This window comes from Bradyrhizobium nivariense, assembly GCF_029846695.2.
In the GTDB taxonomy this organism is placed as follows: Bacteria; Pseudomonadota; Alphaproteobacteria; order Rhizobiales; family Xanthobacteraceae; genus Bradyrhizobium.
The window spans coordinates 1-26,217 of record NZ_JARWCR020000100.1 but is presented as its reverse complement, the minus strand read 5'-3'; the positions used below and the strand labels follow the sequence as shown (position 1 = coordinate 26,217).

Below are 26,217 nucleotides of genomic sequence, written 5' to 3'. Positions count from 1 at the left end.
CGCGCTCGCGCCGTCTCCGCAACCCCGACCAGCTCCGACGACCCGAGCGCTACCAGCAGAGCACGCCGATCAAAGGGGTCCCTTTTGGATGCCGATAGGGGGTCCCAGTCGAACGCCGATTGACATCGAATATCTGTCGTTGTTGGTCGGTCAGCCTCTCGCGGACCACCGCGGGGTCGAAGCTGATGACTGGGCGGTTCCGTCCGAACAGCGTCTCCGCCTCCAGCAATGGCGGCATAGCGATCCGGTGCGACGCCAGCGGCGTGAAGCGTTGGGACAAGAGGGCAGCCCTGGAAACCGGCTGCGGGGTGAAGCTCGTGTAGGTGAGGTTCTCGTCTTCCAACACCTTGTCGAGCAGAGCCATGCCCCAGCCCCGGTACTTCGCGTGTACGAACCAGGAGGACAGGTTGCAGACGAGCGCTGCGTTCCCGTTCATGTGCCGCCGGGCGACAACGGTGCCGAGGAAACCAACGACCGAGTTGCCGTCGAGGAGCATGAATCCGCGTCCGTGACGGGACCAGTCATGATCGAACAGCCGGCGCCACGTCGCCGCTTTGATGCCCGTATTGAATTCCTCAAGGAAGTGGCAGATCGGCTCCTGGTCCTCGATACCCACGGCCCGAAGACGTAGGTTCGACCGATCAGGCTGCTGCGCTTTCCTCACCGCGCCGCCGGAGAGGACCTTGACCAAGCCTTCGATCGAGCGCACCGCCAGAAAGGCCGAAAGGGGCATGGGATGCCCAGCATAGCTCTCGATCTCGAGCAGCAGGTTCACCAAGGCCAGCGAATCCGCGCCAAGCCCAAGAAGATCATCGGAGCAGCTGATGGGCGCGACACCCAGCACACGCTCGCAGATATCCCGCAGGTCCTGCCGCAGTCGCTAACCATTCGTGACCACCGCACCGTCCGGCGCCGGCCCCCGGAATACCCTGGCGGCCGCAGGTGCCCGAAGAACCGGATGCTTGGCGATGGCATCGAGGCATGCTGGATTTTGCAGGGCGTCACGGTTCCGTACAGGTCGGCCATTTACTGCGTCCCGTGCCGCGGCTTCGGACCGCTTGCCGTTAAAGGTGACGGGAAGCGCCTCGACCTGAGCGATACGTGCCGGGACGAAAGCGGGCGAACCGCAGCGCGCAAGCTCCGCGCGGATGAACTTCGTCAACTTATCGTCGAGCACCAAGCCTGTGCGCAGCACGAGCAAGAGAACCATGCGCGAGCCGCCCGGCTCCTCGTCTGCTTGCTGCTCGACCGCCATCGCCTCAAGGATCTCCTCGATGTGATCGAGGATACAGTAGATCTCCTGGGTGCCGATGCGGATACCGTGCACATTAAGGACGCCGTCGGAACGACCATGCAACCGCCACCCCCCTGGGGCGTGACCTCGATCAGATCGCCATGAGTCCAGAAGCCGGGGTTCTGGGCGAAATAGGCGGCATGGAAGCGCGTGCCGTCGAGATCACCGTGAAAGCCAAGGGGGCGCGAGGGAAAAGGATTGGCGCATACCAGCTCGCCTATCTGCGCCCCCGGATCGCCTGGCGGTGGCAGCGCGCGAACATCGAGCCCGAGGCTGCGGCACTGTACTTCACCGCGATGCACGGGGAGGTCCGGATTGCCGAGAACAAAGCAGCCGATGATATCGGTGCCACCCGAGATCGACTGCAGCGGCATCGCGGCCTTTACTTGGGCGCTGACCCAGTCGTACTGACGGGGATACAGGATGGAACCGGTGGAGAGCACCACCCGCAGGGCGGATAAATCGAACACCCTGCCGGGAGAAAAGCCTTTTGCCTCGCAGAAGTGCAGATAGGCAGGATTTGTCCCGAAGACGGTCACGCGCTCTTCCGTGACGATGCGCCAGAACGTGTCTGGCCCCCCGAGCGGCCCATCGTAGAGGACAATCTCCACGCCTGAGGCCAGCGCGGAGAGCTGCCAGTTCCACATCATCCAGCCACAGGAGGTCTGGAAGAACAGCTTGTCGCCCGGGCCGAGATCGCAGTGCAACCGGTGCTCCTTCACGTGTTCCAGCAGAGTGCCGCCGGCACTATGCCGGATGCATTTCGGCGCGCCCGTGGTGCCGGACGAGAACATCGTGAACAGCAGATGGTTGAACGGGTGACTAGTCCAACCGGGACCGTCGTTGTCACCATCATCACAGAGCAAATCGGCAAGCCTGTGCAGAGGCGTCGTACCCTCGTCTCCAGGAAGCGAACCATTGTCCAGCGCAATGATCGCCGCGAGGCTCGGCAGGCCGACTGCCGTTTCAAGGACACGCTTGGCGACGGGGACTCCCGCATCCCACGGCTCTGCTCGAAGGCAGCCGAAGAGCACCATGGGCTTGAGGGCGGCGAAGCGCATGAGGATGGCAGGTACGCCCATGTCCGGTGCACAGCTGGCGAAGGTCGCGCCGATGGCGGCGGTCGCCAGGCAGGCGATGACCGCCTCAGCATTGTTGCGTGCGATCGCGACGACATGGTCGCCACGGCACACACCGAGCCGCTGCATTGACTTCGCTAGCCGATCAACCGCGACGCGCAGTGCGCCTCTCGTGAAGCGGTCGCGGCTACCGTCAGCGTGGCAGGCGGTCAGAACTGGCTGGACGGGACTGCCGGAGAGGAGGCACTCAGCGTAGTTGAGACGGAGATTCTGGAAGAAGCGGGCGGTCTCGCAGTCATCGCCAATGCAGACCGGCTCAGCCGCACCCTCCAGGGGTAGATCGGACCACTCCAGCAAGAGACGCCAGAAGCTGCGGAAGTCCTCCACCGAGAAGCGGTCCATCGCAGCATGATCGGGAAGGTCCTGTCCCGTCTGGGCCTCACACCATTGCCTGAAGGCGGTCAGCTGCGAATGTGTCACACCCAGAGTATCGGGACAGATCACCACTTCCTCCGGAAGCTGTCTCTAAGTGAGCGCTCCCTGCTGACCCCTCTTCGAATAGCGCGGGAGACAAGCTCGTCAGAGGCCTCGGGGTAAGACTATCATTCCTATTCGAGGGCGGAAATCATCCTGCCGACCTAGCGAGCGGGGCCAGGTGGCGGGAGGCTACGCCATCCTGAGTACCTCGCTTGAGCAATAGCGACCGCAGGCCCGCAACCTTTGGGCGCGACTGGCTGATCTGTTAGGGGCGCCCCATGTGAAAACTTGCGCCTGCTAGTTTGCTGCGGAGTCTGTTCCGAAATTCCCGCAAAGCGCCGATTTCGAATGAGGGGGGACGGGAGAGAGGCACCCGCCTCACCGCACCACCCTCGCCGCTTCCAGCAGCCGCTCGCTCGCGGTCGCCGTCGCGAGCACCGTACCGTCTTCGGTCATCAGCTTGCTCTCGACGAAGGCAATGGTCTTGCCGAGTTGCATCACCCTCGCCTCGGCGATGATCGGGCCGGGCTTTGCGGGCGCCAGGAAATTCACGGTCATGCTGATGGTGGTGGTGTAGAGTCGGCCCTCGCTCATCACGAGCACGGCGGGGCCCATGGTGTCGTCGAGCATGGCCGATAGCATGCCGCCCTGGATGAAGCCGGCCGGATTGCAGAATTCGGGCTTGCCGTCGAAGGCGAGCTTGATCCAGCCTTCGCCGGGACGTGCATCGAGCAGGCGCCATCCGAGCAGTTCGGCGCAGGGTGGCCTTTTGAAATTGTCGAGCGCCGTCTTGACCATGCGAACCTCCGTTGCCAGCCACAGCTAACGCAGGCCTGCTGCCAGCATGTTGTCAGCAGGATGGGCTGCTAAAGCATGATCCGGAAAAGTGCGAAGCGGTTTTCCGAAAAGATCATGCTCAAACAACAACCTAAAGCGCGATGATGATTCATCCTCATCTCATCGCGCTTTACGGGTCCAATCCATGCGCAATCACCTTACGCATGACATTGGGCAATGCTTCGTCGGCGAGAGTGGCGATCGGCGCCCAGCGCATGCCCGCGGGTGCGCGCGTGCGGGCCTCGGTCTTGGCCGTGTAGACCACGAGCTCCAGCGGAAAATGCGTGAAGACGTGGGTGACCACGCCGACCTTGCGTTGCCAGCGCGACAACCCCTTCAGCTCCGGCGCCTGCTGCTTCGCGATCGTATCCTCCTGACCGGCAAGCCAGGCTGAGCCCGGCACTTCCGTCATGCCGCCGAGCAGGCCCTTTTCGGGCCTTGAGCGGACGAGCAGCTCGTCGCCGCGCGTCACGACGAAGGCAGCACCGCGCCGCAGCGTGCCGGTCTTCTTCGGCGCCTTGCGTGGAAAGGTCTCCTGGGTGCTCTGCCCGCGCGCCGTGCAATCATCGTTCAGCGGGCATAGCGAGCAGGCCGGCTTCTTCGGCGTGCAGATGGAAGAGCCGAGGTCCATCAGCGCCTGTGCACTGTCGCCTGCGCGAGACTTCTCGTCGCCCGCGCGAGAGTCGGCAAGCAGCGTCGCCGCCAATTGCTGGATCAGCGGTTTTGCCTGCGGGAGCTCTTCTTCAACTGCAAAGAGCCGCGACACCACCCGCTCGATATTGCCGTCGACCGGCATGGTGCGGCGGTCGAAGGCAATCGCCGCGATCGCAGCCGCCGTGTAAGGCCCGATGCCCGGCAGCGCGCGCAGGCCCGCTTCGGTGTCGGGAAAGGTGCCGCCATGCTCGCGCATCACCGCGACCGCGCAGGCATGGAGATTGCGCGCGCGCGAGTAATAGCCGAGCCCGGCCCACATCCGCAGCACGTCGTCCTGCGAGGCCCGCCCCAGCGCCGTGACATCAGGCCAGCGCGCGACGAACTTTTCGAAATAGGGCCCGACCGCCTTCACCGTGGTTTGCTGGAGCATGATCTCCGACAGCCAGACGCGATAAGGGTCGGATGCAACGCCGGACGCAGCGCGCCAAGGCAATCGGCGGCGGTGGCGACCGTACCATTGGAGCAGCGCGAGCGGGCGCGACGAGAACTCCGGCTGAACTGGTTCCGATTTCGCCTTGAGGGCGGATTTGGGGCTCATGTTCTCACTGTAACGGCAATGCACCGACCTCTCCACGTCCTGCCCGCGCTTGTCGCGGGCATCCACGTCTTTCTTCGCGGCGAAGAGCCTGTGGCCGGCGCCCCGGAGTGCTATAAGGTCCCATGTCCAAGCTTCGCCCCATCAAACCCGGTCCCATCAGCGCCAAGCCGCTGTCGCTCCTGCTCAACGACGTCTTTGCCGAGGCCTATGCCAAGCAGGGCTTTGCCGCGCGCGAGCTTGTGACGCGGTGGGCGCAGATTGCCGGGCCGGAGATCGCGGCCCATGCCGAGCCGCTGAAGATGCAGTGGCCACGGCCGGTCGAGGGCCAGCCGCAGGAGCCGGCGACACTGGTGCTGCGGGTCGAGGGGCCGATGGCGCTGGAGATCCAGCACTCCGCCGACGTGATCCTGGAGCGGGTCAACCGCTTCTTCGGCTGGAGCGCGGTCGGCAAGCTCGCCTTCCGCCAAGCCCCCCTGTCGCGCGCCCGGCGGCCGGTCCGGCCCGGCCCGCCGGATGCCAAATCGGTGGCCAAGGTGGCGGAGAGCCTCGGCGACATCGAAGATGAACAGCTCAAGACCGCGCTGGCCCGGCTCGGGGCCGCCATCAAGCGAAATTGAGCCTCATTCGGCTGCCAATCTGGACCCGTCCTTGCCGCTCGCCATTGCCTCAAACGACGTTTCAAGCTAGCGACAGGCCGCCCGGAGGACCTTGTTGAGATCCTTGGGGCGCGAGACCACGCCAATCCGGGAGCCGACCTTGATCATCACCCGCCGCGCCTTCACCACGATGCTGTCGCTGACCGGGGTTGCCGCGGTCGCCGGGCTCTCACCGCTGCGGTTCATCAGCGATGCCATGATCCCTGAAGCAATGGCGCAGGCGGCGGCTGGCGATGTGGCCAAGCCGGTGTCGCTGCCCGACATGGCGCTGGGCCCGAAGGACGCCGCCGTCACCATCACCGAATACGCTTCGATGACCTGCCCGCACTGCGCGGCCTTCAACGAGCAGGTGTTTCCCAAGATCAAGTCGGAATACATCGACTCCGGCAAGGTGCGTTACATCTTCCGCGAGTTCCCGCTCGACATCAAAGCCGCCGCCGGCTCGATGCTGTCGCGCTGCATCGCCAACGGCGACGCGCCGAAATACTTCGCGGTCACCGACATGCTGTTCCGCCAGCAGAACGACTGGGTGGTGAAGAACACCACGGAGACCTTGACGCGGATCGGCAAGCAGGCCGGCCTCACCCAGCAGCAGGTCGAGGCGTGCCTGAAGGACCAGGCGCTGCTCGACAAGATCGCCGCCGACCAGAAATATGCCAGCGACGTTCTGAAGGTCGATTCGACGCCGACCTTCTTCATCAACGGTGAGAAGATCAAAGGCGAGACCTCGTTCGAGGAATTCGCCAAGAAGATCAATCCGCTGCTCAAGAGCTGATTCGCACGCCACAATCCTGATTCGCGCACCGAAAGCCGTATCTTTCCCGGCATAAATCCCTTGGGAAAAGCGGCTTTCGCCGGTTGCCCTTGCGGCGCACCGCGGCCATTGTCCAGCCGCATGAGGCGCCTCGCGCGACTCGCCCGGATAGCGACATTGCCTTCCATGGTATTGTCCCGGCAGGGGGATTCGCGCCTGCCAACAGAGATGCGTGCTTATGAAAATCACCCGCCTGCGCCTTCACGGCTTCAAGTCCTTCGTTGAGGCCACCGACTTCGTCATCGAGCCCGGCCTGACCGGCGTGGTCGGACCGAACGGCTGCGGCAAGTCGAATCTGGTCGAGGCGCTGCGCTGGGCGATGGGCGAGACCTCCTATAAGTCGCTGCGCGCCGCCGACATGGACGCGGTGATCTTCGCCGGCTCCGGCAATCGTCCGGCGCGCAACCACGCCGAAGTGACGATGACGATCGACAATGCCGATCGCACCGCGCCGGCGGCGATGAACGACAGTCAGCTTCTGGAAATTTCCCGCCGGATCGAGCGCGAGGCCGGTTCGGTCTACCGCATCAACGGCCGCGACGTGCGCGCCCGCGACGTGCAGATCCTGTTCGCCGACGCCGCCACCGGCGCGCGCTCACCGGCCCTCGTCCACCAGGGCAAGATCGGCGAGATCATTCAGGCCAAGCCCGAGCAGCGCCGCCGCGTGCTGGAAGACGCCGCCGGCGTCGCCGGCCTGCATGCCCGCCGTCACGAAGCCGAGCTGCGGCTGAAGGCGGCCGAAACCAACCTCATCCGCGTCGAGGACGTGATCGGCCAGCTCGCCGGCCAGATGGAGGGCCTGAAGAAGCAGGCCCGCCAGGCCGTGCGCTATCGCGAAGTTGCGGCCAAGGTCCGCAAGGCCGAAGCAACCCTGTTCCATCTGCGCTGGATCGGCGCCCATGCCGACGTCAACGAATCCGGCCAGACCCACGATCTCGCGGTCCGCGAGATGGCCGAGCGTACCCAGCACCAGGCCGAGGCCGCCCGCATCCAGGCGATCCGCGCCGCCGAAATGCCGGCGCTGCGCGATGCCGAGGCGCGCGCGGCAGCCGGGCTCCAGCGCCTGACCAACGCCCGCGAGCTGCTCGATCGCGAGGAAGAGCGCGCCAAGGAGCGCGTCGCCGAGCTCGAGCGGCGCCTCGCGCAGTTCGAAGGCGACATCTCGCGCGCCCAGCAGCAGACCATGGACGCCGATGTCGCGCTGCAGCGCCTCGACGCCGAAGATTCCGAGCTGAAGGAAGAGATCAAGTCGCGCGTCGAGAAGCGCTCCGGCGTCGACGAGCGTGTCGCCGAAGCCGAGGCGGTGCTGACCGAAACCGAGCAGCAGTTCGCCGAGCTCACCACCGCGCTCGCCGACCTCACCGCCAAGCGCAATCAACTCGAAGCCAACGTTCGAACCCACCGCGACAAGCTCGCCCGGCTCGATCAGGAGATTTCGAACGTCGCGGCGGAGGAGCAGAAGCTCATTGAGGAGACCGGCGGCTTCGGCGATCTCGACGAGCTGACCGCGACGGTCGAGAACGCCGAGCAGACGCTGGCGGCCTCGGAAGCCGCCGCTCAGGCCAGTGAAGCCGCGCACGTCGCCGCGCGACAGACGCTGGAATCCTCGCGCTCGCCGCTCGTCGAAGCCGACAAGCGCGTGCAGCGGCTCGATACCGAGGCGCGCACGATCTCCAAGATCGTCAACGGCGAGACCAAGAATCTGTGGCCGCCGATCATCGACGGCATCACCGTCGACAAGGGTTTTGAAAAGGCGATCGGCGCAGCGCTCGGCGACGATCTCGACGCCCCGGTCGATCCATCTGCGCCGATGCGCTGGACCAATGCCGGCGTCACCGACGGCGATCCGGAGTTGCCCGAGGGCGTCGTGCCGCTCGCGAGCCACGTGCAGGCGCCGACCGAGCTGGCCCGCCGCCTGGCGCAGATCGGCGTGGTTCCGCGCGAGCGCGGCGCCGAGCTGGTCTCGCAGCTCAAGACCGGCCAGCGGCTGGTTTCGCCCGAAGGCGACGTCTGGCGCTGGGACGGCTTTGTCGCCGCGGCCCACGCGCCGACCGGCGCCGCGCGGCGGCTTGCCGAGCGCGCCCGCCTCGTCGACATCGAGAACGAGCTGGAGCAGGCCCGCATCGACGCCCAGATCAAACGTCAGGCGCTGGAGAACGCCGAGGCCGAGCTGCAGATGGCCGCCAGCACCGAAGGTGCAAGCCGCGAAGCCTGGCGCGCCGCGCAGCGCGAGCTCAACGTCGCGCGCGAGCGCCATGCCACCGCCGAGCGCGAGATCAACCGTCACGCCGCGCGCAAGGCGACGCTGTCGGAAGCGCACAGCCGTCTCGCCGCCGACCGTGCCGAGGCCGAAGCCGCCTACGAATACGCCGAAGCCGGGATCTCCGAGCTGCCGTCGAGCGAGGACACCGAAACCCGTCTTGCCGCCGTCCGCAGCGACATCGAAGGCCATCGCCGCATGGCCGCCCAGGTCCGCGCCGAGGCGCAGGCGCTGGCGCGCGAGGCCGAGCTTGCCGACCGCCGCCTGCAGGCGATCCTCGCCGAACGCACCGAGTGGCAGAACCGCAAGGAGAGCGCGGCCTCCCACATCGACACCATCCAGACCCGCATCACCGAAGTCTCGATCGAGCGCAGCGATCTCGAGAACGCGCCGGCCGTGTTCGCGGAGAAGCGCAGCGCGCTGATCACCGAGATCGAATACGCCGAAAACGACCGCCGCATGGCCGCCGATGCGCTCGCCAGCGCGGAATCCGCGATGGCCGAAACCGATCGCGTCGCGAAGCTGACGCTGGAGGCGCTGTCGAGCTCCCGCGAGGCCACCGCCCGCGCCGAGGAGCGCATGGAAGGCGCGCGACGCCGGCTCGAGGACATCGAGCGCGAGATCCGCGACATGCTGGAAGTCGAACCGCAGGCCGTTGCCGGCCTTGCCGAGATCGAGCCCGGCGCGGAGCTGCCGCCGCTGCACGACATCGAGGAAGACCTCGAAAAAATGCGCCGCGATCGCGAGCGCCTGGGCGCGGTCAACCTGCGCGCCGAGGAAGAGCTGCGCGAGGTCGAGACCCAGCACAACGGTCTGGTCACCGAGCGCGACGACCTCGTCGAAGCCATCAAGCGGCTGCGCCAGGGCATCCAGAGCCTCAACAAGGAGGCGCGCGAGCGGCTTCTGACCTCGTTCGAGGTCGTCAACAGCCACTTCAAGCGCCTGTTCGTCGAGCTGTTTGGTGGCGGCGAAGCCGCGCTGCATCTGATCGAGAGCGACGATCCGCTGGAAGCAGGTCTCGAGATCATCGCCAAGCCGCCGGGCAAGAAGCCGCAGACGTTGTCGCTGCTCTCGGGCGGTGAGCAGGCGCTGACCGCGATGGCGCTGATCTTCGCGGTGTTCCTCACCAACCCCTCGCCGATCTGCGTGCTGGACGAAGTCGACGCGCCGCTCGACGACCACAACGTCGAGCGCTATTGCAACCTGCTGCACGAGATGACCAGCTCGACCGACACGCGCTTCATCATCATCACCCATAACCCGATCACGATGGCGCGGATGAACCGCCTGTTCGGCGTCACCATGGCCGAACGCGGCGTCTCGCAACTGGTGTCGGTGAACCTGCAAGAGGCGGTGGACATTCTCGACCAGAACGTGGCGTGAGGCCGCGCGCGTCACGCACCCATTGACGTCATCATCCGCGCAGGCGGATGATCCAGTACGCCGTGACTTCTCGGTTAACGGCTACCCTCTCGGAATACTGGATGCCCGCCTACGCGGGGCCTGACGATGGGAACATGATCTCACCCACCCTCCCCGCCGAGCTGAAAGCGGCCCTTGACGGCAAGCTCCAGGGCTTCTCCCGCACCGATGCGGCACGGCGATCGTCGCAGATCTCGACCACCTATCGCGCAGGCGGCGGCTCCGTCACGATCAAGTCGGAAGCCGATGCGCTCGCCTATGCGCTCGCGCGCATGCCGGCGACCTACGCGGCGGTGGCGGCAAGTCTCAATGCGCTAAGCGAGATTGCGCCGGACTTCGCGCCTGAATCGCTGCTCGACGTCGGCGCAGGTCCGGGCACCGCGAGCTGGGCCGCCGCGGAGGCGTTCTCCTCGCTGCAGGATTTCACCCTGCTCGACGCCAACGCCACGCTCAGCCGTCTCGCGCTCGAACTGGCGCGCGACAGCACGCGTCTGGCGGATTGCCGTTATCTGCCGGGCGATGCCGCTGCGAACCTCGCCGAGGTCTCGCAATCTGATCTCGTCGTTGCGAGCTATGTTATCGGCGAGCTCAGTGAGGGCGATCAACGCAAGCTCGCGGAAACGATGTGGGCGAAAGCGCGCCACGCGCTGGTCGTGATCGAGCCCGGCACGCCCGCCGGCTACGCGCGCATCCTCGCTTTGCGCCAGCAACTGATCGCGGCGGGCGCCTATGTCGCCGCGCCTTGCCCGCACGAAAAGCCGTGTCCGCTGACGGCGCCCGACTGGTGCCATTTCTCCCAGCGCCTGCCGCGCTCGCAGGCGCACCGCCAAATCAAGGGCGCCGAGGTGCCGTTCGAGGACGAGCGCTTCATCTACGTGGCGCTGACCCGTACGCCGCCGGCCGCCCGCGCCGCACGCGTGCTGGCGTCGCCGGATATCGGCAAGGCAGAGATCGCGGCAAAGCTCTGCACTGAGCAAAGCGTTGAACTTGCCAGGATCCCCCGCCGCGACAAGGTCGCCTATGCAAGCGCCCGCCGCTGGCGCTGGGGGGATGCCGTCATGTCCGAAAGTTAACCTGCCCCCGCGTTTTTTGCCTTGAACTCGGATGGTTCCCGATCCGACCAAGTCTTACCTTCTCTCCGCGCCGGGCTCTCGCCGTGCGCCAATTTGGGCTAGGCTGCGTCCGCCTTCTTCCCCCATCAGGAGTTCTCCATGTCGACCGGCTGGATCGTTCTCGGCGTCATCGTCGTCCTCGTGCTGTTCGCCTTCAGCGCCTACAACCGTCTGGTGGCGCTGGCCCAGCGCGTCGGCCAGGCCTTTGCCGACATCGACGTGCAGCTCAAGCAGCGCCACGACCTGATCCCGAACCTGGTCGAGACGGTGAAAGGCTATGCCTCGCATGAGCGCGGCACGCTCGACGACGTCATCAAGGCGCGCAATTCGGCGATGTCGGCGCAGGGACCGGCGCAGGTGTCCGCGGCCGAGAACCAGCTCTCCGGCGCGCTCGGCCGGCTGATCGCGCTGTCGGAGGCCTATCCGGACCTCAAGGCCAACGCCAATTTCCAGCAGCTCGCCAGCGAGCTCTCCGACCTCGAGAACAAGATCGCGGCCAGCCGCCGCTTCTTCAACAGCGCAGTCCAGGAATACAACACCGGCATCCAGCAGATGCCCGCCGCCTTGTTCGCCGGCATGTTCGGCTTCACCAGGAAGGACTTCTTCGATCTCGGCGCCAGCCGCACCGAGGTCGAGGCCACGCCACAGGTGAAGTTCTGAGTTGAGCCGATAGGCCGGCAGGGCAGCGCGTCATGGCCGCGTATGGTCTCTACACGCACATCGCCTCGAACAAGTTTCGTTCGATGCTGCTGCTCGCCGGCCTGTTCGCGCTGGTCTATGTGCTGGTCTATGCCGGCGCGCTGATCGCCGAAGTCGTCATCAACGGCGACGAGACCGTCGTCTATTATCTGAGACGCGCCTTCTATGATCTGAAAGTCGCCGCACCGGTTGCGACCGTCGTGGCCGCGGCCTGGATCGTGATCGCCTATTTCTTCCACCAGTCGATGATCGATGCCGTAACAGGCGGCCACGACGTCACCCGGCAGGAACAGCCGCGGCTCTACAATCTGCTCGAAAATCTCTGCATCTCGCGCGGCATCACGATGCCGAAGCTGAAGATCATGGAGAGCCCGGCGCTGAACGCGTTCGCGACCGGCCTCAACCCGCGGCAATATTCGATCACCGTCACCACCGGTCTCCTCAATGCGCTGAACGACAAGGAGATCGAGGCGGTGCTGGGCCACGAGCTGACCCATATCAAGAACGGCGACGTGCAGCTCATGGTGGTCGCCGTCATCATCGCCGGCGTGGTCGGCTTCTTCGGCGAATTGTTCTTCCGCCTGTTCACGAATTTCAGCTGGAGTTCCGGCGGCTCGTGGTCGTCGGGCTCCTCCTCATCGTCACGATCGTCCTCGTCGTCGAGCGACAGCAAGAGCTCCGGCGGCGGCGCGATCATCGTTATCATCATCGCGGTCGTGCTGATCGTGGTGGCCTGGCTGTTGTCGCAGGTGGTGAAGCTCGCACTGTCGCGCTCGCGCGAATATCTCGCCGACGCGGGCTCCGTCGAGCTGACGAAAAACCCGGACGCCATGATCTCGGCGCTGCGCAAGATCGAGAACCGCGGCGAACTGCCGGGCGCAACCTCGGCGGTGATGGAGCTCTGTGTCGACAATCCGCGCGAGGGTTTTGCCGATTTGTTTGCGACCCACCCCTCGGTGCAGTCCCGGGTCGACGCGCTGGTCAAGTTCGCCGGCGGCCATGATCCCGGCCCGCTGCCGCCTCCCGCCGACGAGGCCGAGGAGCCAGATACGCAAGTCGATCAGCAGGACACTCCACCGCCGCTGCGCCAGGGACCTTGGAACGATGCAGGCGGCTCGGCCAGTCCGCCGCCCGTGCCGACACACAGCCCCGCCGGAACCGCAAGCAGCAACCCGATAGGCAATCCCATGGGTCCTTGGGGCCGCCATTGAGCGCGCGATTTGACGCCACGCGCGGCAGGCTTCGTCGCGATTGGGAAAAACCTCGGGAATTGCCGTAACTGCACGCCGAGGAATTGAATTCTCCCTTGTTTCTGCCATGTTCGCGCCCAACAGCAGACTTGGGACCTCCTGGGACATCCTAGGGACATCGATTTGGGGCCCGGCCGATTGCGACCTCGCGATCGGGGGCGCGCGTTAGGGGACAGCAATGGCAAAGCCGGCAGTGGTTGTGGTGGGCGCGGACAAGGGCGGGGTCGGCAAGACCACGGTGTCGCGCACCCTGCTCGATTATTTTTCCGCCAACAACGTGCCGACGCGCGCCTTCGACACGGAGTCGCCGCGCGGAACCCTGAAGCGCTTCCATCCTGACATCACCGAGATCGTCGACATGACGACGACGTCGGATCAGATGAAGATCTTCGATACGCTCAACGCGACGAGCCCGTCGGTCACCGTGATCGACGTCCGCGCCGGCCTGCTCTCGCCGGCGCTCGCCTCGCTGCGCGACATCGGTTTCCTCGACGCCGCCAAGGCCGGCCAGATCACCTTCGCGGTGTTCCACATCCTGGGCCCCTCGATCGCCTCGCTGGACGAGATCGCCGAGACTGCGGGCTTCATGACCGGCGCGAAATATTTCCTGGTGAAGAACTTCATCAACGACACCCAGTTCTTCCAGTGGGACCAGGCGACCTACAATTCCTACTTCCACCGCATCAAGGACGCGACCGAGCTGACCATCCCCAAGCTCAACGAGATGGCCTATGAGCAGGTCGAGGTGTCCTCCGTCCCGTTCCTGAAATTCGTCGCCAACAAGGGCATCAACGACGATGCCGCGAACTATTCTTTCGTGCTGCGCGGTTATGTCCGGCACTGGCTCGCCAATGTCTGGAGCGAGTTCGACCGAATCCGCCTGACCGACATCGTCGGCTCCAAGCCCGCCACTCGCAGCAGCGAAAAATAGTTGCGCAAGCCGGGCGGATACGGCTGGATTGGTCGCCAAGTTCGACTGATATAGCCATCGATGCCCGCAACGCCCCTCTACATCATCTGCTCGCCCCGCCCGCAGGTCGGCAAGACCCTGCTGGCGCGGCTTTTGAGCGAATTCCTGCTGCTCAAGAACGGCAACGTCGCGGCCTTCGACGTCAACCTGAAGGAGCCGTCGCTGCTCGACTATCTGCCAAAGATCACAGAGACCGCCGACGTGATCGACACCTATGGCAAGATGCAGCTGATGGATCGCGTCATCATCGATGACGGGCTTGCCAAAGTGATTGACCTCGGCTTCCACGCCTTTGACGAGTTCTTCAAGATGGCCGACGAGATCGGCCTGTTGAAAGAGGCCGCGCGCCGCCACGTCGCGCCGATGATCCTGTTCGTTGCCGACACCGACCGCGTCTCGGCCCGCGGCCACGAGATGCTGCGCGAACAGATCCCGCGGATCAACCTGATCACGGTGGACAACGAGCACATCGTGCGCGGAGAGCTGCCGGCCGCGATGGCTGCCGGGCGGGTGTTCCGCCTGCCCGCCCTGCCCGGCTTCCTGAAGACCTACATCGACCGGCTGAACTTCTCCTTCACCGGCTATCTGCGCCAGGAGAAGGACGCCTCGACCGAGCTGCACCAGTGGACCCGGCGCAATTACCTCGCCTTCCGCGAGCTCGAGCTCAGCCTGATCCTGCAACGGTCCTAGGCGATAATTTACCCGGACAATATTATTTGCCGTCCTGGCTCAATGCCCCTCGAACGTCATCAGCGTGCGCACCGGCACGTCCATCGCGCGCAGTTTGGCGGCGCCGCCGAGCTCGGGCAGGTCGATGATGAAGCAGGCGGCGACCACATTGGCGCCGATCTGCCGCAGCAGCTTCACCGCGCCCTCCGCGGTGCCGCCGGTGGCGATGAGGTCGTCGACCAGGATCACCCGCTCGCCGGGCTGGATGGCGTCGACATGCATCTCCATCTCGTCGATGCCATATTCGAGCGAGTAAGCGATGCGCACGGTGGTGTGCGGCAGCTTGCCTTTTTTCCGGATCGGCACGAAGCCGGCGGACACCTGATGCGCCACCGCGCCGCCGATGATGAAGCCGCGCGCCTCCATGCCGGCGACCTTGTCGATCTTGTTACCGGCCCAGGGATTGACGAGTTCGTCGACCGCGCGACGGAACGCGCGCGCATCCGCGAGCAGCGTGGTGATGTCGCGGAACATGATCCCGGGTTTCGGGTAGTCCGGGATGGTGCGGACGCTCGCCTTCAGATCGTGGTCAAAGATCATTGTTGCCTCTCAATCAACACGCGCATCCAGCCGGAACGCGTTCTCGACAATTCTCAAGCCCACCTCGCCACTGAGCGACATCAGCGATTCCGGATGGAATTGCACGCCGGCGACCGGCAGGGTCTTGTGCTCCAGCGCCATGGCCACGCCGTCCTCGGTGCTGGCGGTGACGGACAAAACCTCCGGCATGCTGTCGCGCTCGACATAGAGCGAGTGATAGCGGCCGATGACGATCTCGTTCGGCAGATTCCGCATCAACCGCCCGCCGCGGACCTGCACCCGCGAGGGCCGGCCGTGGGCGGGATGCGTGAGCTGCCCGAGCTCGCCGCCGAAATATTCGCCGATCGCCTGGACGCCGAGACAGACGCCGAACACCGGCAGCTTGTTCTCCAGCGCCGCGTCGATGGTCTTCTTGATCCCGAAATCCTCAGGCCTGCCGGGCCCGGGCGACAACACCAGCAAATCCCACCTCTTCCGCTTGAGCATGTCGAGCGCATGCACATGGCGGACCACGGTGACATCGGCACCGACCTGACGGAAATAGTCGGCGAGCATGTGCACAAAACTGTCGTCGTGATCGATCAGCAGCACCCGCTTGCCCGAACCGGTGGCATCGGGCGCGAAGGCTGACAGCGGCTTTGGCGGATCACCGCGCAGCGCCTGGAACAGAGCTGCGGCTTTGACCTGGCATTCACGGTCTTCCGCGGCGGGATCGGAGTCGAACAGGCAGGTCGCGCCGACGCGGACCTCGGCGAGGCCCTCTTTCATCCGGATGGTACGAATGGTGAGGCCGGTGTTGATGCTGCCGTCGAAATTCACCGCCCCGATCGCGCCGGCATACCAGCGCCGCGGCGAGCGCTCGTGATCCTCGACGAACTGCATCGCCCAGAGCTTTGGCGCGCCTGTTACCGTGACGGCCCAGGCGTGGGTGAGGAAGGCGTCGAGCGCATCGAAGCCGGGACGCAGCATGCCCTCAACATGGTCGACGGTGTGGAAGAGCTTTGAATAGGTCTCGATCTGCCGGCGCGCCAGCACCTTGATCGTGCCGGGGACGCAGACGCGCGCCTTGTCGTTGCGGTCGACGTCGGTGCACATGTTGAGCTCGAACTCGTCCTTCTCCGAGTTCAGGAGCTGGCGGATCTGTTCGGCATCGCCGATCGCATCAGTCCCGCGCGCGATCGTGCCCGAGATGGGGCAGGTCTCGACCCGGCGCCCGTCCGAGCGCACGAACATTTCGGGCGAAGCCGAGACGAGAAACTCGCCCTCGCCAAGATTCATCAGCGCGCCGTAGGGCGAGGGGTTGATGACGCAGAGCCGCTGGAACACTTCCGCCGGCGAGCGGTCGCAGGGCTCGGCGAAGAGCTGCCCCGGCACCGCCTCGAACAAATCGCCACGCGCAAAGGCCGCGCGCGCGGTCTCGACGGTGGCCTGATATTCGCCGGGCGCGTGATCGGCAAAACCCTGGCGCGGTGTCTTGAGGTACGGGCTCTCGGCGGTCTCGTGCGGCAGGCCCGCGGTGGATCTGCCCTTCCAGGCGAAATCGTAAGTGAGTACGACGCCGCGGCCGGTGGCGCGGTCATAGGCCAGCAGGCGATCGGGGACGTAGAGCACGATGTCGCGCTGGTCGCTCTCACGCGCGCGCTTCTGCACGAGGTCCTCGATCTGGAACACGAGGTCGTAGGCGAAGGCGCCGAACAGGCCGAGCAGCCCGTCGTCATTGGCGGAGAAGGCGGCGACGAGATCGCGCACCAGCGACATCACGCTGGCACGCCGCGTGCGCTGGTCTTCGTCGATCGGGGCTTCGCCGCGGATGATGTGGCCGGCAAGGCGCGAGGCGGTTTTCTCGGAGATCACCACGCAGGGTTCGCGCAGCACGTCAGCGAGGAAGGCGATCAGCACCTGTCCGCGCTCGTTCAAAGCCTCCAGCTTGAAATTGAAGCCAGCGGTCTCGAGCTTGAGCGGCGGATCGGAGAAGCCGAGGTCAAAACTCTCGTAGCGGCCGGGCACGGTCGTGCCCGAGGACAGCACCACGCCGCGGCGCCGGTCGAGCAGGCTGATGAGATCGTCGAGCCGGTTGGCGCCACCGGTAAACTGCTCCGCCACGCGCGTGATCGCGAGACCTGAGCGGGTCACATAGTCGCTTCTGGCCGGGAGGGCAAAGACGGTCCTGTTCATGTGGTCCTCTTACGAAACTTGCCGAGGGAACGCCACACAGGACAAACGATCAGGCCGCCGCACTGCGTGGGCGACCTTCGACGATTTGGGAAAAGAAATCGCACCGGCCACCTCTTAGGAGGTGCGCCACCAAAGACGGGCTGGGCGGACGGCGGTGCTCATGGGGCGGATACTCACCATGGGGCGGGGACGGCGTCAAGGGTGGCCAACGCGGTAGCCTGGATGGAGCGCAGCGCAATCCGGGGCTGTCTATCGTGACACCAAACCCGGATTGCGCTGCGCTCCATCCGGGCTACGGGCGACTACCCCAGATGCTTCCGGAAAAACTCCGTCGCCCTTCCCCAGGCGAGCTCGGCGGCTTCGCGGTCGTGCACCGACTGGCGCTGCTCGTTGACGAAGGCGTGCTCGGCGTCATAGCGGAACAGCTCCAGCGACTTGCCGGCGGCCTTCATGGCCTTTTCGAAACCATTGACCAGCTCGGGCGTGCACCAATCGTCCTTGTTGGCGAAATGGGCCTGGAGCGGGATCTTGACGTCGGCGGGCTTGGCCGCCTGCTCCGGCGGAATGCCGTAGAACACGACACCGGCGGCGAGCTCCGGCACATGCACTGAGCCGATGATGGTGACGGCGCCACCGAGGCAGAAGCCTGTTAGCCCGACCTTGGCGCCGTTGCGCGACAGATATTGCGTGGCGCCGCGCACGGTCTGCGTGGTGGCGTCCATGAAGTCGAGCGAGTTCATCTCTTTGCCGGCCGCGTCGGTGTCGTGATAGGGCACCACCTTGCCCTTGTAGAGATCGGGCGCCAGCGCATCGAAACCGGCCAGCGCGAAGCGGTCGCACAGGCCCCTGATCTGGTCCGACAGGCCCCACCATTCCTGGATGACCACCACGCCCGGCGCGTTGCCGCGCGCGGCATTGGCGAGATAGCCCGATGCGTCCTTGCCGTCCGGGCGCTTGAAGGTGATGGCGGTTCCCATGGTGTCCTCCGACGAGTTTGGGGGAGCGGTTGCCGGTATTTTGGCCGCTGCGAGCACGATAGGCAATCGCGCCAGACAACACACGCTCGTGTGCAACAAAAAAGCCCCCTTGCGGGGGCTTCTTCATGTCTCGTCTCGCCTCGAACCGCTCAGTGGGAGGCGGCCCAGACCTTCTTCTTGGTGAAGTACATCAGGCCGGCGAAGATGATCAGGAACACGAACACCTGGAGGCCCATGCGCTTGCGCGCTTCCATGTGCGGTTCGGCGGTCCACATCAGGAACGTGGTGACGTCCTTGGCATATTGCGCGACCGTGGTGGGCGAGCCGTCGTCATAGGTCACCTGGCCGTCGCTGAGCGGCTTCGGCATCTTGATGGCGTGGCCCGGGAAGTACTTGTTGTAGTAGGAGCCCTCCGGGATGGTCACCCCCTCCGGCGCCTTGTCCTCGAAGCCCTGGAGCACCGCCGAGACGTAGTCCGGGCCCTGTTCCTGATACTGGCTGAAGAAGTCGACGATGAACATCGGGAAGCCGCGCTCATAGGAACGCGCCTTGGTGATCAGCGACAGATCCGGCGGCGCCGCGCCGCCGTTCGCCGCACGCGCCGCCTGCTCGTTCGGGAATGGCGAGGGAAAATAGTCTGCCGGGCGGCCGGCACGCTCGAACATGTCACCCGCGTCATTCGGACCGTCCTTGACCTTGTAGTCCGACGCGAAGGCAGCGGCCTGCGCGACCGAATAGCCGGGACCACCGGCTTCCGCGAGGTTGCGGAAGGCGACGTAGGACAGGCCGTGACAGTTGGCGCAGACTTCCTTGTAGACCTTCAGGCCGCGCTGCAACGCGCCGCGATCGTACTTGCCGAAGGGACCGGCGAAGGACCATTTGTTGCCCGGCGGCTTGTCGCTGCCTTCGTTGGCGCGGGCATCCTGCAGACTGCCGAGGAACAGAGCGCCGGCGGCGACGAGCATGACTGCGACCGAGGCCACGGCCTTGCCGCCCTTGGCGAGGATCGCCTCCGAGATCGAGTTCGGCACCGGCCGCGGCGTCTCGATGCGTGCGAGCAGCGGCAGCACGATCAGGAAATAGGCGAAGTAGCAGAATGTCAGCACCCGGCCGGCGATCACATAGATGCCTTCCGGCGGCTGCGCGCCGAGATAGCCGAGCAGGATGCAGACCGCGACGAAGATCCAGAAGAACTGCTTGGCCAGCGGACGGTACTTCGACGACTTCGTCCTGGCGGCGTCGAGCCAGGGCAGGAAGCACAGGATGATGATCGCCGAGAACATCCCGATCACGCCCGCGAGCTTGTTCGGGATCGAGCGCAGGATCGCGTAGAACGGCAGGTAATACCATTCCGGCACGATGTGCGGCGGCGTCACGCCCGGATTCGCCGGGATGTAGTTGTCGGCGTCGCCGAGATAGTTCGGCATGTAGAAGATGAACCAGGCGTAGAGCAACAGGAAGCAGGCAACGCCGAACCCGTCCTTGATGGTCGCGTGCGGCGTGAACGGAACCGTGTCCTTTTCCGTCTTCGGCTCGACGCCGTCAGGGTTGTTCTGGCCGGCGACGTGCAGCGCCCAGACGTGGAGCACGACGACGCCCGCGATCAGGAACGGCAGCAGATAGTGCAGCGAGAAGAAGCGGTTCAGCGTCGGGTTACCGACCGAATAGCCGCCCCACAGCAGCGTCACGATGCTCTCGCCGACATAGGGAATAGCGGAGAAAAGGTTGGTGATGACGGTGGCGCCCCAGAAGCTCATCTGGCCCCACGGCAGCACGTAGCCCATGAAGCCGGTCGCCATCATCAGGAGGTAGATGATGACGCCGAGGATCCACAGCACCTCGCGCGGCTCCTTGTAGGAGCCGTAATAGAGGCCGCGCAGCATGTGGACGTAGACCGCGAAGAAGAACATGGAGGCGCCGACGGCATGCATGTTGCGCAGCAGCCAGCCGTAATTGACATCGCGAACCAGAAGCTCGACCGACTTGAAGGCGAGGTCGGCATGCGGCGTGTAGTGCATCGCCAGGATCACGCCGGTCAGGATCTGGATCCCCAGCATGAAGGAGAGGATGGCGCCGAAGGTCCACCAGTAGTTCAGGTTGCGCGGGGTGGGATAGACCACGAAGGAGGAATGGACGAGACCGATGATCGGCAGACGTCGCTCGATCCATTGCAGGGCCGGATTGCTCGGCTGGTAGTCGGATGGTCCGCTCATGATGCGATCCTGAGGAAATAGTACGACGAGACGGCGCGAAGCTTCGGACGAGGATCCGAAGCTCAGCCGATCTGGATTTTGGTGTCGGAAACGAACTGGTACGGCGGCACCGGCAGGTTCGCGGGCGCGGGCCCCTGACGGATGCGGCCGGACGAATCGTACTGCGAACCATGGCAGGGGCAGAAGAACCCGTCGTAATTGCCTTCATGGGCGATCGGGATGCAGCCGAGATGGGTGCAGATGCCGATCACGACCAGCCACTGGTCGTGGCCGGACTTGACCCGGGCTTCGTCGGACTGCGGATCGGGCAGGCTCGCCACGTTGACGGCGCGCGCCTCGTCGATCTGCTTCTTGGTGCGGTGGCTGATGTAGATCGGCTTGCCGCGCCAGAACACCTTGATGTCCTGTCCCTCGGCGACCGGACTGAGATCGACCTCGATCGGCGCACCGGCGGCGATGGTCGACGCATCAGGATTCATTTGGGAGACGAAGGGCCAGAGCGCGGCTGCGCCCCCTACTGCTGCAGCTGCCCCCGTTGCAACGAATAAGAAATCACGGCGTGTCGGATGGTCCGCCGAAGACGCTGTCGTCACGATTCCAACCCTTTCTTCTTATGCAGCCGGCGGAACCGCTCCAGAGGCCCCCAAGGTCCCCAGAACAGCCTGCCGGCGCCCGCGGCCCCCCCGCGGCGGCAGAACTTCAAGTGTCCCCACCAAAACAAGGCGAAAACAGCAGTCCAGAATCGTTCTATTGGCACCCTTGCCGGGCGAGCGCAAGCCCGCTATCGGCGCGGGAGCGTGCAATGCACGAATTCCGCGGCCAGCGATGTTTTATTGAGACATTTTCGATCCACACCAGCCCACTGTCCCGCCATGCACATAGCGCTTTTCCAACCCGACATCGCCCAGAACACCGGCACGATTCTCAGGCTCTGCGCCTGCCTGGGACTATCAGCCCATATCATCGAACCCGCCGGCTTCCCCGTCTCCGACCGCCTGTTCCGCCGGGCGGGAATGGACTACCTCGACCATGTCAGCATCACCCGCCACGACTCCTGGTCGAAATTCGAGCAATGGCGCGCGGGCCGCGGCGCCCGGCTGCTGCTGTTCACCACCAAAGGGGCGACCGACTATCGCGATTTCCGTTACCAGACGGCGGACATCCTGCTATTCGGGCGCGAGAGCGCCGGGGTCACCGACGCGGTGGTCGAGGCTGCGGACGCGCGGCTGGTGATCCCGATCACGCCGGGGCTGCGGTCGCTCAATGTCGCCATGACTGCGGCGATGGCCGCAGGCGAAGCGCTACGGCAGCTCCGGAACCCCATGGGCCCATAGGATTGAGGAGAGACGGTTGAGTTACGCGGTCAAGGAAATCTTCCTGACCCTGCAAGGCGAAGGCGCCCATGCCGGGCGCGCGTCGGTATTTTGCCGTTTTGCCGGCTGCAATCTCTGGAGCGGGCGCGAGGCCGACCGCGCGGGCGCGACCTGCAAATTCTGCGACACCGATTTCGTCGGCACCGACGGCACGCTCGGCGGGCGCTACGCCTCGGCCGCGGAACTCGCCGGCACCATCGCCGCGCAATGGACAGCCTCCACCGAAAACCGTTACGTGGTGCTCACCGGCGGCGAGCCGCTGCTCCAGGTCGATGCCGCGCTGGTCGAGGCGCTTCATGCACGCGGCTTCGAGATCGGGGTCGAGACCAACGGCACGATCGCCCCGCCGGAAGGACTCGACTGGATCTGCGTCAGCCCGAAGGGCGGCAGCGATCTGGTGATCCGGCGCGGCCACGAGCTGAAGCTGGTCTATCCGCAGGCGCTCGCCGCGCCGGAGGCCTTCGCGGATCTCGCCTTCGAGCGCTTCTCGCTGCAGCCGATGGACGGGCCCGAGGTCGCCCAAAACACCGCGCGCGCAATCGACTATTGCCTGAATCATCCGCAATGGCGGCTCAGCGTGCAGACGCATAAGTCGCTCGGTATCAGATAGGATTGGTTTTCGAACAGATGTGGGAATTGACGAAATCGTTCCGCTTCGAGGCCGCGCACTCATTGTCGGGAACGACGTTTGGCGCGGCCAGCGAAGAGATCCACGGCCACTCCTTTCGCGCCGAGGTGACGCTGCGCGGCACGCCGGACCCTGCGACCGGCATGGTGGTCGATCTCGGCCTCGTCCAGCGCGCCATCGAGGACGTGCGCGTCACGCTGGACCACAAGTACCTCAACAAGATCGAGGCGCTGGGCACACCGACGCTGGAAAACCTCTCGCGCTTCGTCTGGGAACGGCTGGCCCATATCGGCAAGCTCACCCGCGTCAGCATCCACCGCGACAGCTGCAACGAGAGCTGCACCTATTACGGTCCGCAAAACTGACGACAGGGCTGACGACAGGGCTGAGAGAATGACATCCACGATGGACCCGAGCTTGATCGAAGACCGCAAGACCCGCGCACGCGCCTGGTTCGAAGCCTTGCGCGACGACATCTGCGCGAGCTTCGAGCGGCTGGAGGACGACGCCCCCCAAAGCCTCTATCCGGGCGAGGCCGGCCGCTTCGAGCGCACGCCCTGGCACCGCACCGATCATACCGGCGCGGCCGGCGGCGGCGGCGTGATGTCGATGATGTCAGGCCGGCTGTTCGAGAAGGTCGGCGTGCACTGCTCGACCGTGCACGGCGAGTTCGCGCCCGAGTTTCGCGCGCAGATCCCGGGCGCGGCGGAAGACCCGAAGTTCTGGGCCTCCGGCATCTCGCTGATCGCGCATCTGCGCAATCCGCACGTGCCCGCGGTGCACATGAACACGCGCTTCGTCGTCACCACAAAAGCCTGGTTCGGCGGCGGCGCTGATCTCACGCCGGTGCTCGACCGCCGGCGCACGCAGGACGATGCCGACGCCATCGCCTTCCACGCCGCGATGAAGCAAGCCTGCGCGCAGCCGAATGGGATTGCCGATTACGACAAGTACAAAAAGTGGTGCGACGAGTATTTCCACCTGCCGCACCGCAAAGAGGCGCGCGGCATCGGCGGCATCTTCTACGACTGGCACGACAGCGGCGACTGGGACGCCGACCTCGCCTTCACCCGGGATGTCGGCCGCGCCTTCCTGAAGATCTACCCTGACATCGTGCGGCGCAATTTCGCGACAAGCTGGACCGCGGATGATCGCGAGGAGCAATTGGTCCGGCGCGGCCGCTATGTCGAGTTCAACCTGCTCTACGACCGCGGCACCATCTTCGGGCTCAAGACCGGCGGCAATGTCGATTCGATCCTGTCGTCGCTGCCGCCGGAGGTGAAATGGCCATGACCACGATGAAGCCCGCAATGACGCCGCTGCCGCGCGCCATGCTGATCGACATGGACGACACCATCCTGTCGGCCTATGGCCGGCCCGAGATCGCCTGGAACACGATCGCGAACGAGTTCGCCGAGGAGCTTGCGCCGCTGCCGCCGCAACTGGTCGCAACTACGGTGCTCGCTTTCGCGAAAAACTTCTGGGCCAACGCGGACGCCTCGTGGCGGCTCAAGCTCGCCGAAGCCCGTCACCTCACCGTCAAGGGCGGCTTCGCCGCGCTCGCGGCCGCCGGTCACCGCGCCCTGCCCGACGATCTCGCCATTCGCCTCGCCGACCGCTTCACCACCTATCGCGAGGAGGAGATGTTCGTCTTCCCCGGCGCGCATGACGCCATCGATCAATTGAAGGCGCTCGGCATCAAGCTCGCGCTGGTGACCAACGGCGCCGCCGACACCCAGCGCGCCAAGGTCGAGCGCTTCGAGCTGGCGCACCGCTTCCACCATATCCAGATCGAGGGCGAGCACGGTTTCGGCAAGCCCGAGGAGCGCGCCTATCTGCACGCGATGGACGCGCTCGGCGTCACTGCAAAAGACACCTGGATGATCGGCGACAATCTGGAATGGGAAGTCGTGACGCCGCAGCGCCTCGGCATCTATTCGATCTGGATCGACGTGCACGGCGACGGCCTGCCCGGAGGCTCGACCGTGACGCCCGACCGCATCATCCGCTCGCTGAGCGAACTGGTGCCGGACCGGGCCTGACCAGGGCACGAACAAAAAAACATCGAAAACAACCCCATGCACAGTAGCCGGCAGCCGCAAAATCAAGGACTTGCGGACCAGCGAAATCATTTGCTCCGTCGGGCAAAACAGGCGCATGGTGTCATCGTCGCGGCGCACGGGACGGAAAGCCCTTGCGCCATCCATCGAACAGGCGCCATTGCCTCTCGTCATGGGACCGCTCCGGCTTAAAACTCTCTGATCGGCGTTTCAGCAGTCCGGCCGGCGGATGCGCGCTACCGCAACACATCCACTGAGCCCGCGGCCCGTGATCGGCGTGTCATGCCGGTTTGCTAGCTTCTCCCGTCAATCAACCCAAGAGGACCATCCATGGAACTAAAAGCCGGCGATATCGTCATGCTGAAATCCGGCGGGCAGCCGCTCACCGTCGCGGACGTGAAGGGCGACGACGTGATCTGTGTTTGGATGGGCGCGGAAGGCGATCTGTTTCGCGAGACGCTTCCGTTCGCGGTGCTCGAGCACCTGGAAGAGCTCGACGACGAAGACGAGGATGAAGACGACGAAGACGAGGAGTAGGCGCGCCCAAGGCCGCGTCAACTAAAGCATGATCCGGAAAAGTGCGAAGCGGTTTTCCGAAAAGATCATGCTCAAACAACAACCTAAAGCGCGATGATGATTCATCATCATCTCATCGCGCTTTAGGTTAGATCGGAGTGCTCTGCTCCGGTACGCGTGATGTCCGCTTATCCGCCGATAACGGCGCGGTAGCGGACATCGCTGGATCGCAGAAGAGCCGCAAGCTGCCTTCAGGCGCTTCGAGGGGGCGTCTTAGAACTTGGCGGCGACCAACGGAAGTTACCGCCAAAAGAAAAACCGCCCGAAGGCGGCCAGTCGTTCTCTCCGCTGACAGGAACCTGGAAGCAATTCCACCAGCCGCTGGTGACCAAGCGAATGTCGTCACGCAACGCGCCAATTCCCCTTGTGAATATCGAACTTCACGGCGCCGTCGTCACGCATCTTCAACAGGAGCGATTGGCAGTCGTCCTGATTCTTTATGTTCACGCGCTTCATGATTTCGAAAGTCTTCAGAGGCTTTTCGCGAAGGGCAATTAGAATCTTTTCTCGATCAGTCATTGGGTTCCTTGCATCGACGTCGGCGACGGTACGCGTTGTACAGATCGTCTGCAACGGGTCCGTTCGCTTGACGAGGACCGTTCCGGCTCACAAGCGGCGATCCGGGACGAGCCTTCTCATGTCCGATCTATGCCTGAGAAGCGACGTCGCGATGGCCTGGCGGCTCTTCGGCTAAGGGCCCAGGCTGTGTGAAAACCCCGTCGATGCTATGATTCCTTGCTGAATCGGCGGGGGAAGTGATGCGGGGTTTCGTTCAAGGGGCGGATCGCCAGCAGACGACGCTGTTGCCGGAATGCCTCGATGAT

General features: G+C 64.8%; 25 protein-coding genes. 14 read left to right on the top strand and 11 right to left on the bottom strand.

Annotated elements, in window-relative coordinates; genetic code table 11:
* Positions 1-49: 49 nt before the first annotated feature.
* From QCM77_RS42345 to mutY, 5 genes are all read right to left on the bottom strand, one after another.
* Positions 50-865: an acyl carrier protein gene (locus QCM77_RS42345; RefSeq protein WP_511337228.1), complete on the bottom strand. Its 816-nt coding sequence runs from the start codon at positions 863-865 to the stop codon at positions 50-52.
* Between the two features lie 15 nt (positions 866-880).
* Positions 881-1,210, bottom strand: coding sequence for a hypothetical protein (locus QCM77_RS42340; RefSeq protein WP_280096706.1), 330 nt, complete (start codon positions 1,208-1,210; stop codon positions 881-883).
* On the bottom strand, positions 1,159-2,877 hold the full coding sequence (locus tag QCM77_RS42335; RefSeq protein ID WP_280096707.1) for an AMP-binding protein: 1,719 nt from the start codon (positions 2,875-2,877) through the stop codon (positions 1,159-1,161). The genes QCM77_RS42340 and QCM77_RS42335 overlap by 52 nt, the downstream gene beginning before the upstream one ends.
* Positions 2,878-3,228: 351 nt before the next feature.
* Positions 3,229-3,648, bottom strand: a complete 420-nt coding sequence (locus tag QCM77_RS42330) for a PaaI family thioesterase (RefSeq protein WP_279666716.1) — start codon at positions 3,646-3,648, stop codon at positions 3,229-3,231.
* 169 nt (positions 3,649-3,817) lie between these two features.
* Positions 3,818-4,939, bottom strand: coding sequence for an A/G-specific adenine glycosylase (mutY, locus tag QCM77_RS42325; RefSeq protein WP_279666746.1), 1,122 nt, complete (start codon positions 4,937-4,939; stop codon positions 3,818-3,820).
* Between the two features lie 122 nt (positions 4,940-5,061).
* On the opposite strand from mutY, the gene QCM77_RS42320 reads away from it, so the two are divergent.
* The 8 genes from QCM77_RS42320 (at position 5,062) to QCM77_RS42285 (ending at position 14,812) form a co-directional block, all read left to right on the top strand.
* Positions 5,062-5,556 (top strand): DUF721 domain-containing protein, encoded by a 495-nt coding sequence (locus tag QCM77_RS42320; protein WP_279666717.1) that lies wholly within the window; start codon positions 5,062-5,064, stop codon positions 5,554-5,556.
* Between the two features lie 139 nt (positions 5,557-5,695).
* A complete protein-coding gene (locus QCM77_RS42315; protein WP_279666747.1) occupies positions 5,696-6,370 on the top strand; it encodes a DsbA family protein in 675 nt (224 codons plus the stop codon).
* Positions 6,371-6,587: 217 nt separating this feature from the next.
* Positions 6,588-10,052 carry a chromosome segregation protein SMC gene (gene smc, locus QCM77_RS42310; RefSeq protein ID WP_279666719.1) on the top strand — a complete coding sequence of 1,155 codons (3,465 nt, stop codon included), beginning with the start codon at positions 6,588-6,590 and terminating at the stop codon, positions 10,050-10,052.
* Positions 10,053-10,186: 134 nt separating this feature from the next.
* A complete protein-coding gene (locus QCM77_RS42305; protein ID WP_280096708.1) occupies positions 10,187-11,164 on the top strand; it encodes a small ribosomal subunit Rsm22 family protein in 978 nt (325 codons plus the stop codon).
* Positions 11,165-11,302: 138 nt separating this feature from the next.
* Positions 11,303-11,863 (top strand): LemA family protein, encoded by a 561-nt coding sequence (locus QCM77_RS42300; protein ID WP_280096709.1) that lies wholly within the window; start codon positions 11,303-11,305, stop codon positions 11,861-11,863.
* A 32-nt stretch (positions 11,864-11,895) separates the two neighbouring features.
* Complete coding sequence (locus tag QCM77_RS42295; protein WP_279666723.1) at positions 11,896-13,113, top strand: M48 family metallopeptidase; 1,218 nt, start codon at positions 11,896-11,898, stop codon at positions 13,111-13,113.
* Positions 13,114-13,330: 217 nt separating this feature from the next.
* A complete protein-coding gene (locus QCM77_RS42290) occupies positions 13,331-14,083 on the top strand; it encodes a P-loop NTPase family protein (RefSeq protein ID WP_279666725.1) in 753 nt (250 codons plus the stop codon).
* 60 nt (positions 14,084-14,143) lie between these two features.
* Positions 14,144-14,812 (top strand): hypothetical protein, encoded by a 669-nt coding sequence (locus tag QCM77_RS42285; RefSeq protein ID WP_279666727.1) that lies wholly within the window; start codon positions 14,144-14,146, stop codon positions 14,810-14,812.
* Positions 14,813-14,851: 39 nt separating this feature from the next.
* Here the strand turns inward: QCM77_RS42285 and QCM77_RS42280 are convergent, their stop codons facing one another.
* From QCM77_RS42280 to petA, 5 genes are all read right to left on the bottom strand, one after another.
* Positions 14,852-15,391 (bottom strand): adenine phosphoribosyltransferase, encoded by a 540-nt coding sequence (locus tag QCM77_RS42280; protein ID WP_247985305.1) that lies wholly within the window; start codon positions 15,389-15,391, stop codon positions 14,852-14,854.
* A gap of 9 nt (positions 15,392-15,400) precedes the next feature.
* Complete coding sequence (locus QCM77_RS42275; protein ID WP_279666729.1) at positions 15,401-17,566, bottom strand: anthranilate synthase component I; 2,166 nt, start codon at positions 17,564-17,566, stop codon at positions 15,401-15,403.
* A gap of 302 nt (positions 17,567-17,868) precedes the next feature.
* Complete coding sequence (locus QCM77_RS42270; RefSeq protein WP_279666731.1) at positions 17,869-18,543, bottom strand: dienelactone hydrolase family protein; 675 nt, start codon at positions 18,541-18,543, stop codon at positions 17,869-17,871.
* 149 nt (positions 18,544-18,692) lie between these two features.
* On the bottom strand, positions 18,693-20,756 hold the full coding sequence (gene fbcH, locus QCM77_RS42265) for a cytochrome b/c1 (protein WP_279666732.1): 2,064 nt from the start codon (positions 20,754-20,756) through the stop codon (positions 18,693-18,695).
* Positions 20,757-20,818: 62 nt separating this feature from the next.
* Positions 20,819-21,349 carry a ubiquinol-cytochrome c reductase iron-sulfur subunit gene (petA, locus tag QCM77_RS42260; protein WP_247340393.1) on the bottom strand — a complete coding sequence of 177 codons (531 nt, stop codon included), beginning with the start codon at positions 21,347-21,349 and terminating at the stop codon, positions 20,819-20,821.
* A 279-nt stretch (positions 21,350-21,628) separates the two neighbouring features.
* Between petA and QCM77_RS42255 the strand changes: the two genes are divergently transcribed.
* The 6 genes from QCM77_RS42255 to QCM77_RS42230 all read left to right on the top strand — a co-directional run bounded on the left by QCM77_RS42255 (position 21,629) and on the right by QCM77_RS42230 (position 25,354).
* Positions 21,629-22,090, top strand: coding sequence for a tRNA (cytidine(34)-2'-O)-methyltransferase (locus QCM77_RS42255; protein WP_279666733.1), 462 nt, complete (start codon positions 21,629-21,631; stop codon positions 22,088-22,090).
* Positions 22,091-22,106: 16 nt separating this feature from the next.
* Positions 22,107-22,739, top strand: a complete 633-nt coding sequence (queE, locus tag QCM77_RS42250) for a 7-carboxy-7-deazaguanine synthase (RefSeq protein WP_279666734.1) — start codon at positions 22,107-22,109, stop codon at positions 22,737-22,739.
* A gap of 17 nt (positions 22,740-22,756) precedes the next feature.
* Positions 22,757-23,122 (top strand): 6-pyruvoyl trahydropterin synthase family protein, encoded by a 366-nt coding sequence (locus QCM77_RS42245; protein WP_279666749.1) that lies wholly within the window; start codon positions 22,757-22,759, stop codon positions 23,120-23,122.
* Between the two features lie 40 nt (positions 23,123-23,162).
* Positions 23,163-24,050, top strand: a complete 888-nt coding sequence (hemF, locus tag QCM77_RS42240; protein ID WP_462676361.1) for an oxygen-dependent coproporphyrinogen oxidase — start codon at positions 23,163-23,165, stop codon at positions 24,048-24,050.
* Positions 24,041-24,799, top strand: a complete 759-nt coding sequence (locus QCM77_RS42235; protein WP_279666736.1) for an HAD family hydrolase — start codon at positions 24,041-24,043, stop codon at positions 24,797-24,799. Before hemF ends, QCM77_RS42235 begins: the two co-directional genes overlap by 10 nt.
* Positions 24,800-25,147: 348 nt before the next feature.
* Entirely contained in the window at positions 25,148-25,354 is a 207-nt protein-coding gene (locus QCM77_RS42230) for a YodC family protein (protein ID WP_279666738.1), read from the top strand.
* 381 nt (positions 25,355-25,735) lie between these two features.
* On the opposite strand, the gene QCM77_RS42225 is transcribed toward QCM77_RS42230, so the two are convergent.
* A complete protein-coding gene (locus QCM77_RS42225) occupies positions 25,736-25,912 on the bottom strand; it encodes a hypothetical protein (RefSeq protein ID WP_211398841.1) in 177 nt (58 codons plus the stop codon).
* Positions 25,913-26,217 lie beyond the last annotated feature (305 nt).

What these genes read in the sequence shown, in the direction of transcription:
- QCM77_RS42340 (WP_280096706.1), bottom strand. Translation starts at nt 1,210, where the DNA reads ATGGTTCTCTTGCTCGTGCTGCGCACAGGCTTGGTGCTCGACGATAAG.
- QCM77_RS42330 (WP_279666716.1), bottom strand. Translation starts at nt 3,648, where the DNA reads ATGGTCAAGACGGCGCTCGACAATTTCAAAAGGCCACCCTGCGCCGAA.
- mutY (WP_279666746.1), bottom strand. Translation starts at nt 4,939, where the DNA reads ATGAGCCCCAAATCCGCCCTCAAGGCGAAATCGGAACCAGTTCAGCCG.
- QCM77_RS42320 (WP_279666717.1), top strand. Translation starts at nt 5,062, where the DNA reads ATGTCCAAGCTTCGCCCCATCAAACCCGGTCCCATCAGCGCCAAGCCG.
- smc (WP_279666719.1), top strand. Translation starts at nt 6,588, where the DNA reads ATGAAAATCACCCGCCTGCGCCTTCACGGCTTCAAGTCCTTCGTTGAG.
- QCM77_RS42305 (WP_280096708.1), top strand. Translation starts at nt 10,187, where the DNA reads ATGATCTCACCCACCCTCCCCGCCGAGCTGAAAGCGGCCCTTGACGGC.
- QCM77_RS42300 (WP_280096709.1), top strand. Translation starts at nt 11,303, where the DNA reads ATGTCGACCGGCTGGATCGTTCTCGGCGTCATCGTCGTCCTCGTGCTG.
- QCM77_RS42295 (WP_279666723.1), top strand. Translation starts at nt 11,896, where the DNA reads ATGGCCGCGTATGGTCTCTACACGCACATCGCCTCGAACAAGTTTCGT.
- QCM77_RS42290 (WP_279666725.1), top strand. Translation starts at nt 13,331, where the DNA reads ATGGCAAAGCCGGCAGTGGTTGTGGTGGGCGCGGACAAGGGCGGGGTC.
- QCM77_RS42285 (WP_279666727.1), top strand. Translation starts at nt 14,144, where the DNA reads ATGCCCGCAACGCCCCTCTACATCATCTGCTCGCCCCGCCCGCAGGTC.
- QCM77_RS42280 (WP_247985305.1), bottom strand. Translation starts at nt 15,391, where the DNA reads ATGATCTTTGACCACGATCTGAAGGCGAGCGTCCGCACCATCCCGGAC.
- QCM77_RS42275 (WP_279666729.1), bottom strand. Translation starts at nt 17,566, where the DNA reads ATGAACAGGACCGTCTTTGCCCTCCCGGCCAGAAGCGACTATGTGACC.
- QCM77_RS42270 (WP_279666731.1), bottom strand. Translation starts at nt 18,543, where the DNA reads ATGGGAACCGCCATCACCTTCAAGCGCCCGGACGGCAAGGACGCATCG.
- fbcH (WP_279666732.1), bottom strand. Translation starts at nt 20,756, where the DNA reads ATGAGCGGACCATCCGACTACCAGCCGAGCAATCCGGCCCTGCAATGG.
- QCM77_RS42255 (WP_279666733.1), top strand. Translation starts at nt 21,629, where the DNA reads ATGCACATAGCGCTTTTCCAACCCGACATCGCCCAGAACACCGGCACG.
- QCM77_RS42245 (WP_279666749.1), top strand. Translation starts at nt 22,757, where the DNA reads ATGTGGGAATTGACGAAATCGTTCCGCTTCGAGGCCGCGCACTCATTG.
- hemF (WP_462676361.1), top strand. Translation starts at nt 23,163, where the DNA reads ATGGACCCGAGCTTGATCGAAGACCGCAAGACCCGCGCACGCGCCTGG.
- QCM77_RS42235 (WP_279666736.1), top strand. Translation starts at nt 24,041, where the DNA reads ATGGCCATGACCACGATGAAGCCCGCAATGACGCCGCTGCCGCGCGCC.
- QCM77_RS42230 (WP_279666738.1), top strand. Translation starts at nt 25,148, where the DNA reads ATGGAACTAAAAGCCGGCGATATCGTCATGCTGAAATCCGGCGGGCAG.
- QCM77_RS42225 (WP_211398841.1), bottom strand. Translation starts at nt 25,912, where the DNA reads ATGACTGATCGAGAAAAGATTCTAATTGCCCTTCGCGAAAAGCCTCTG.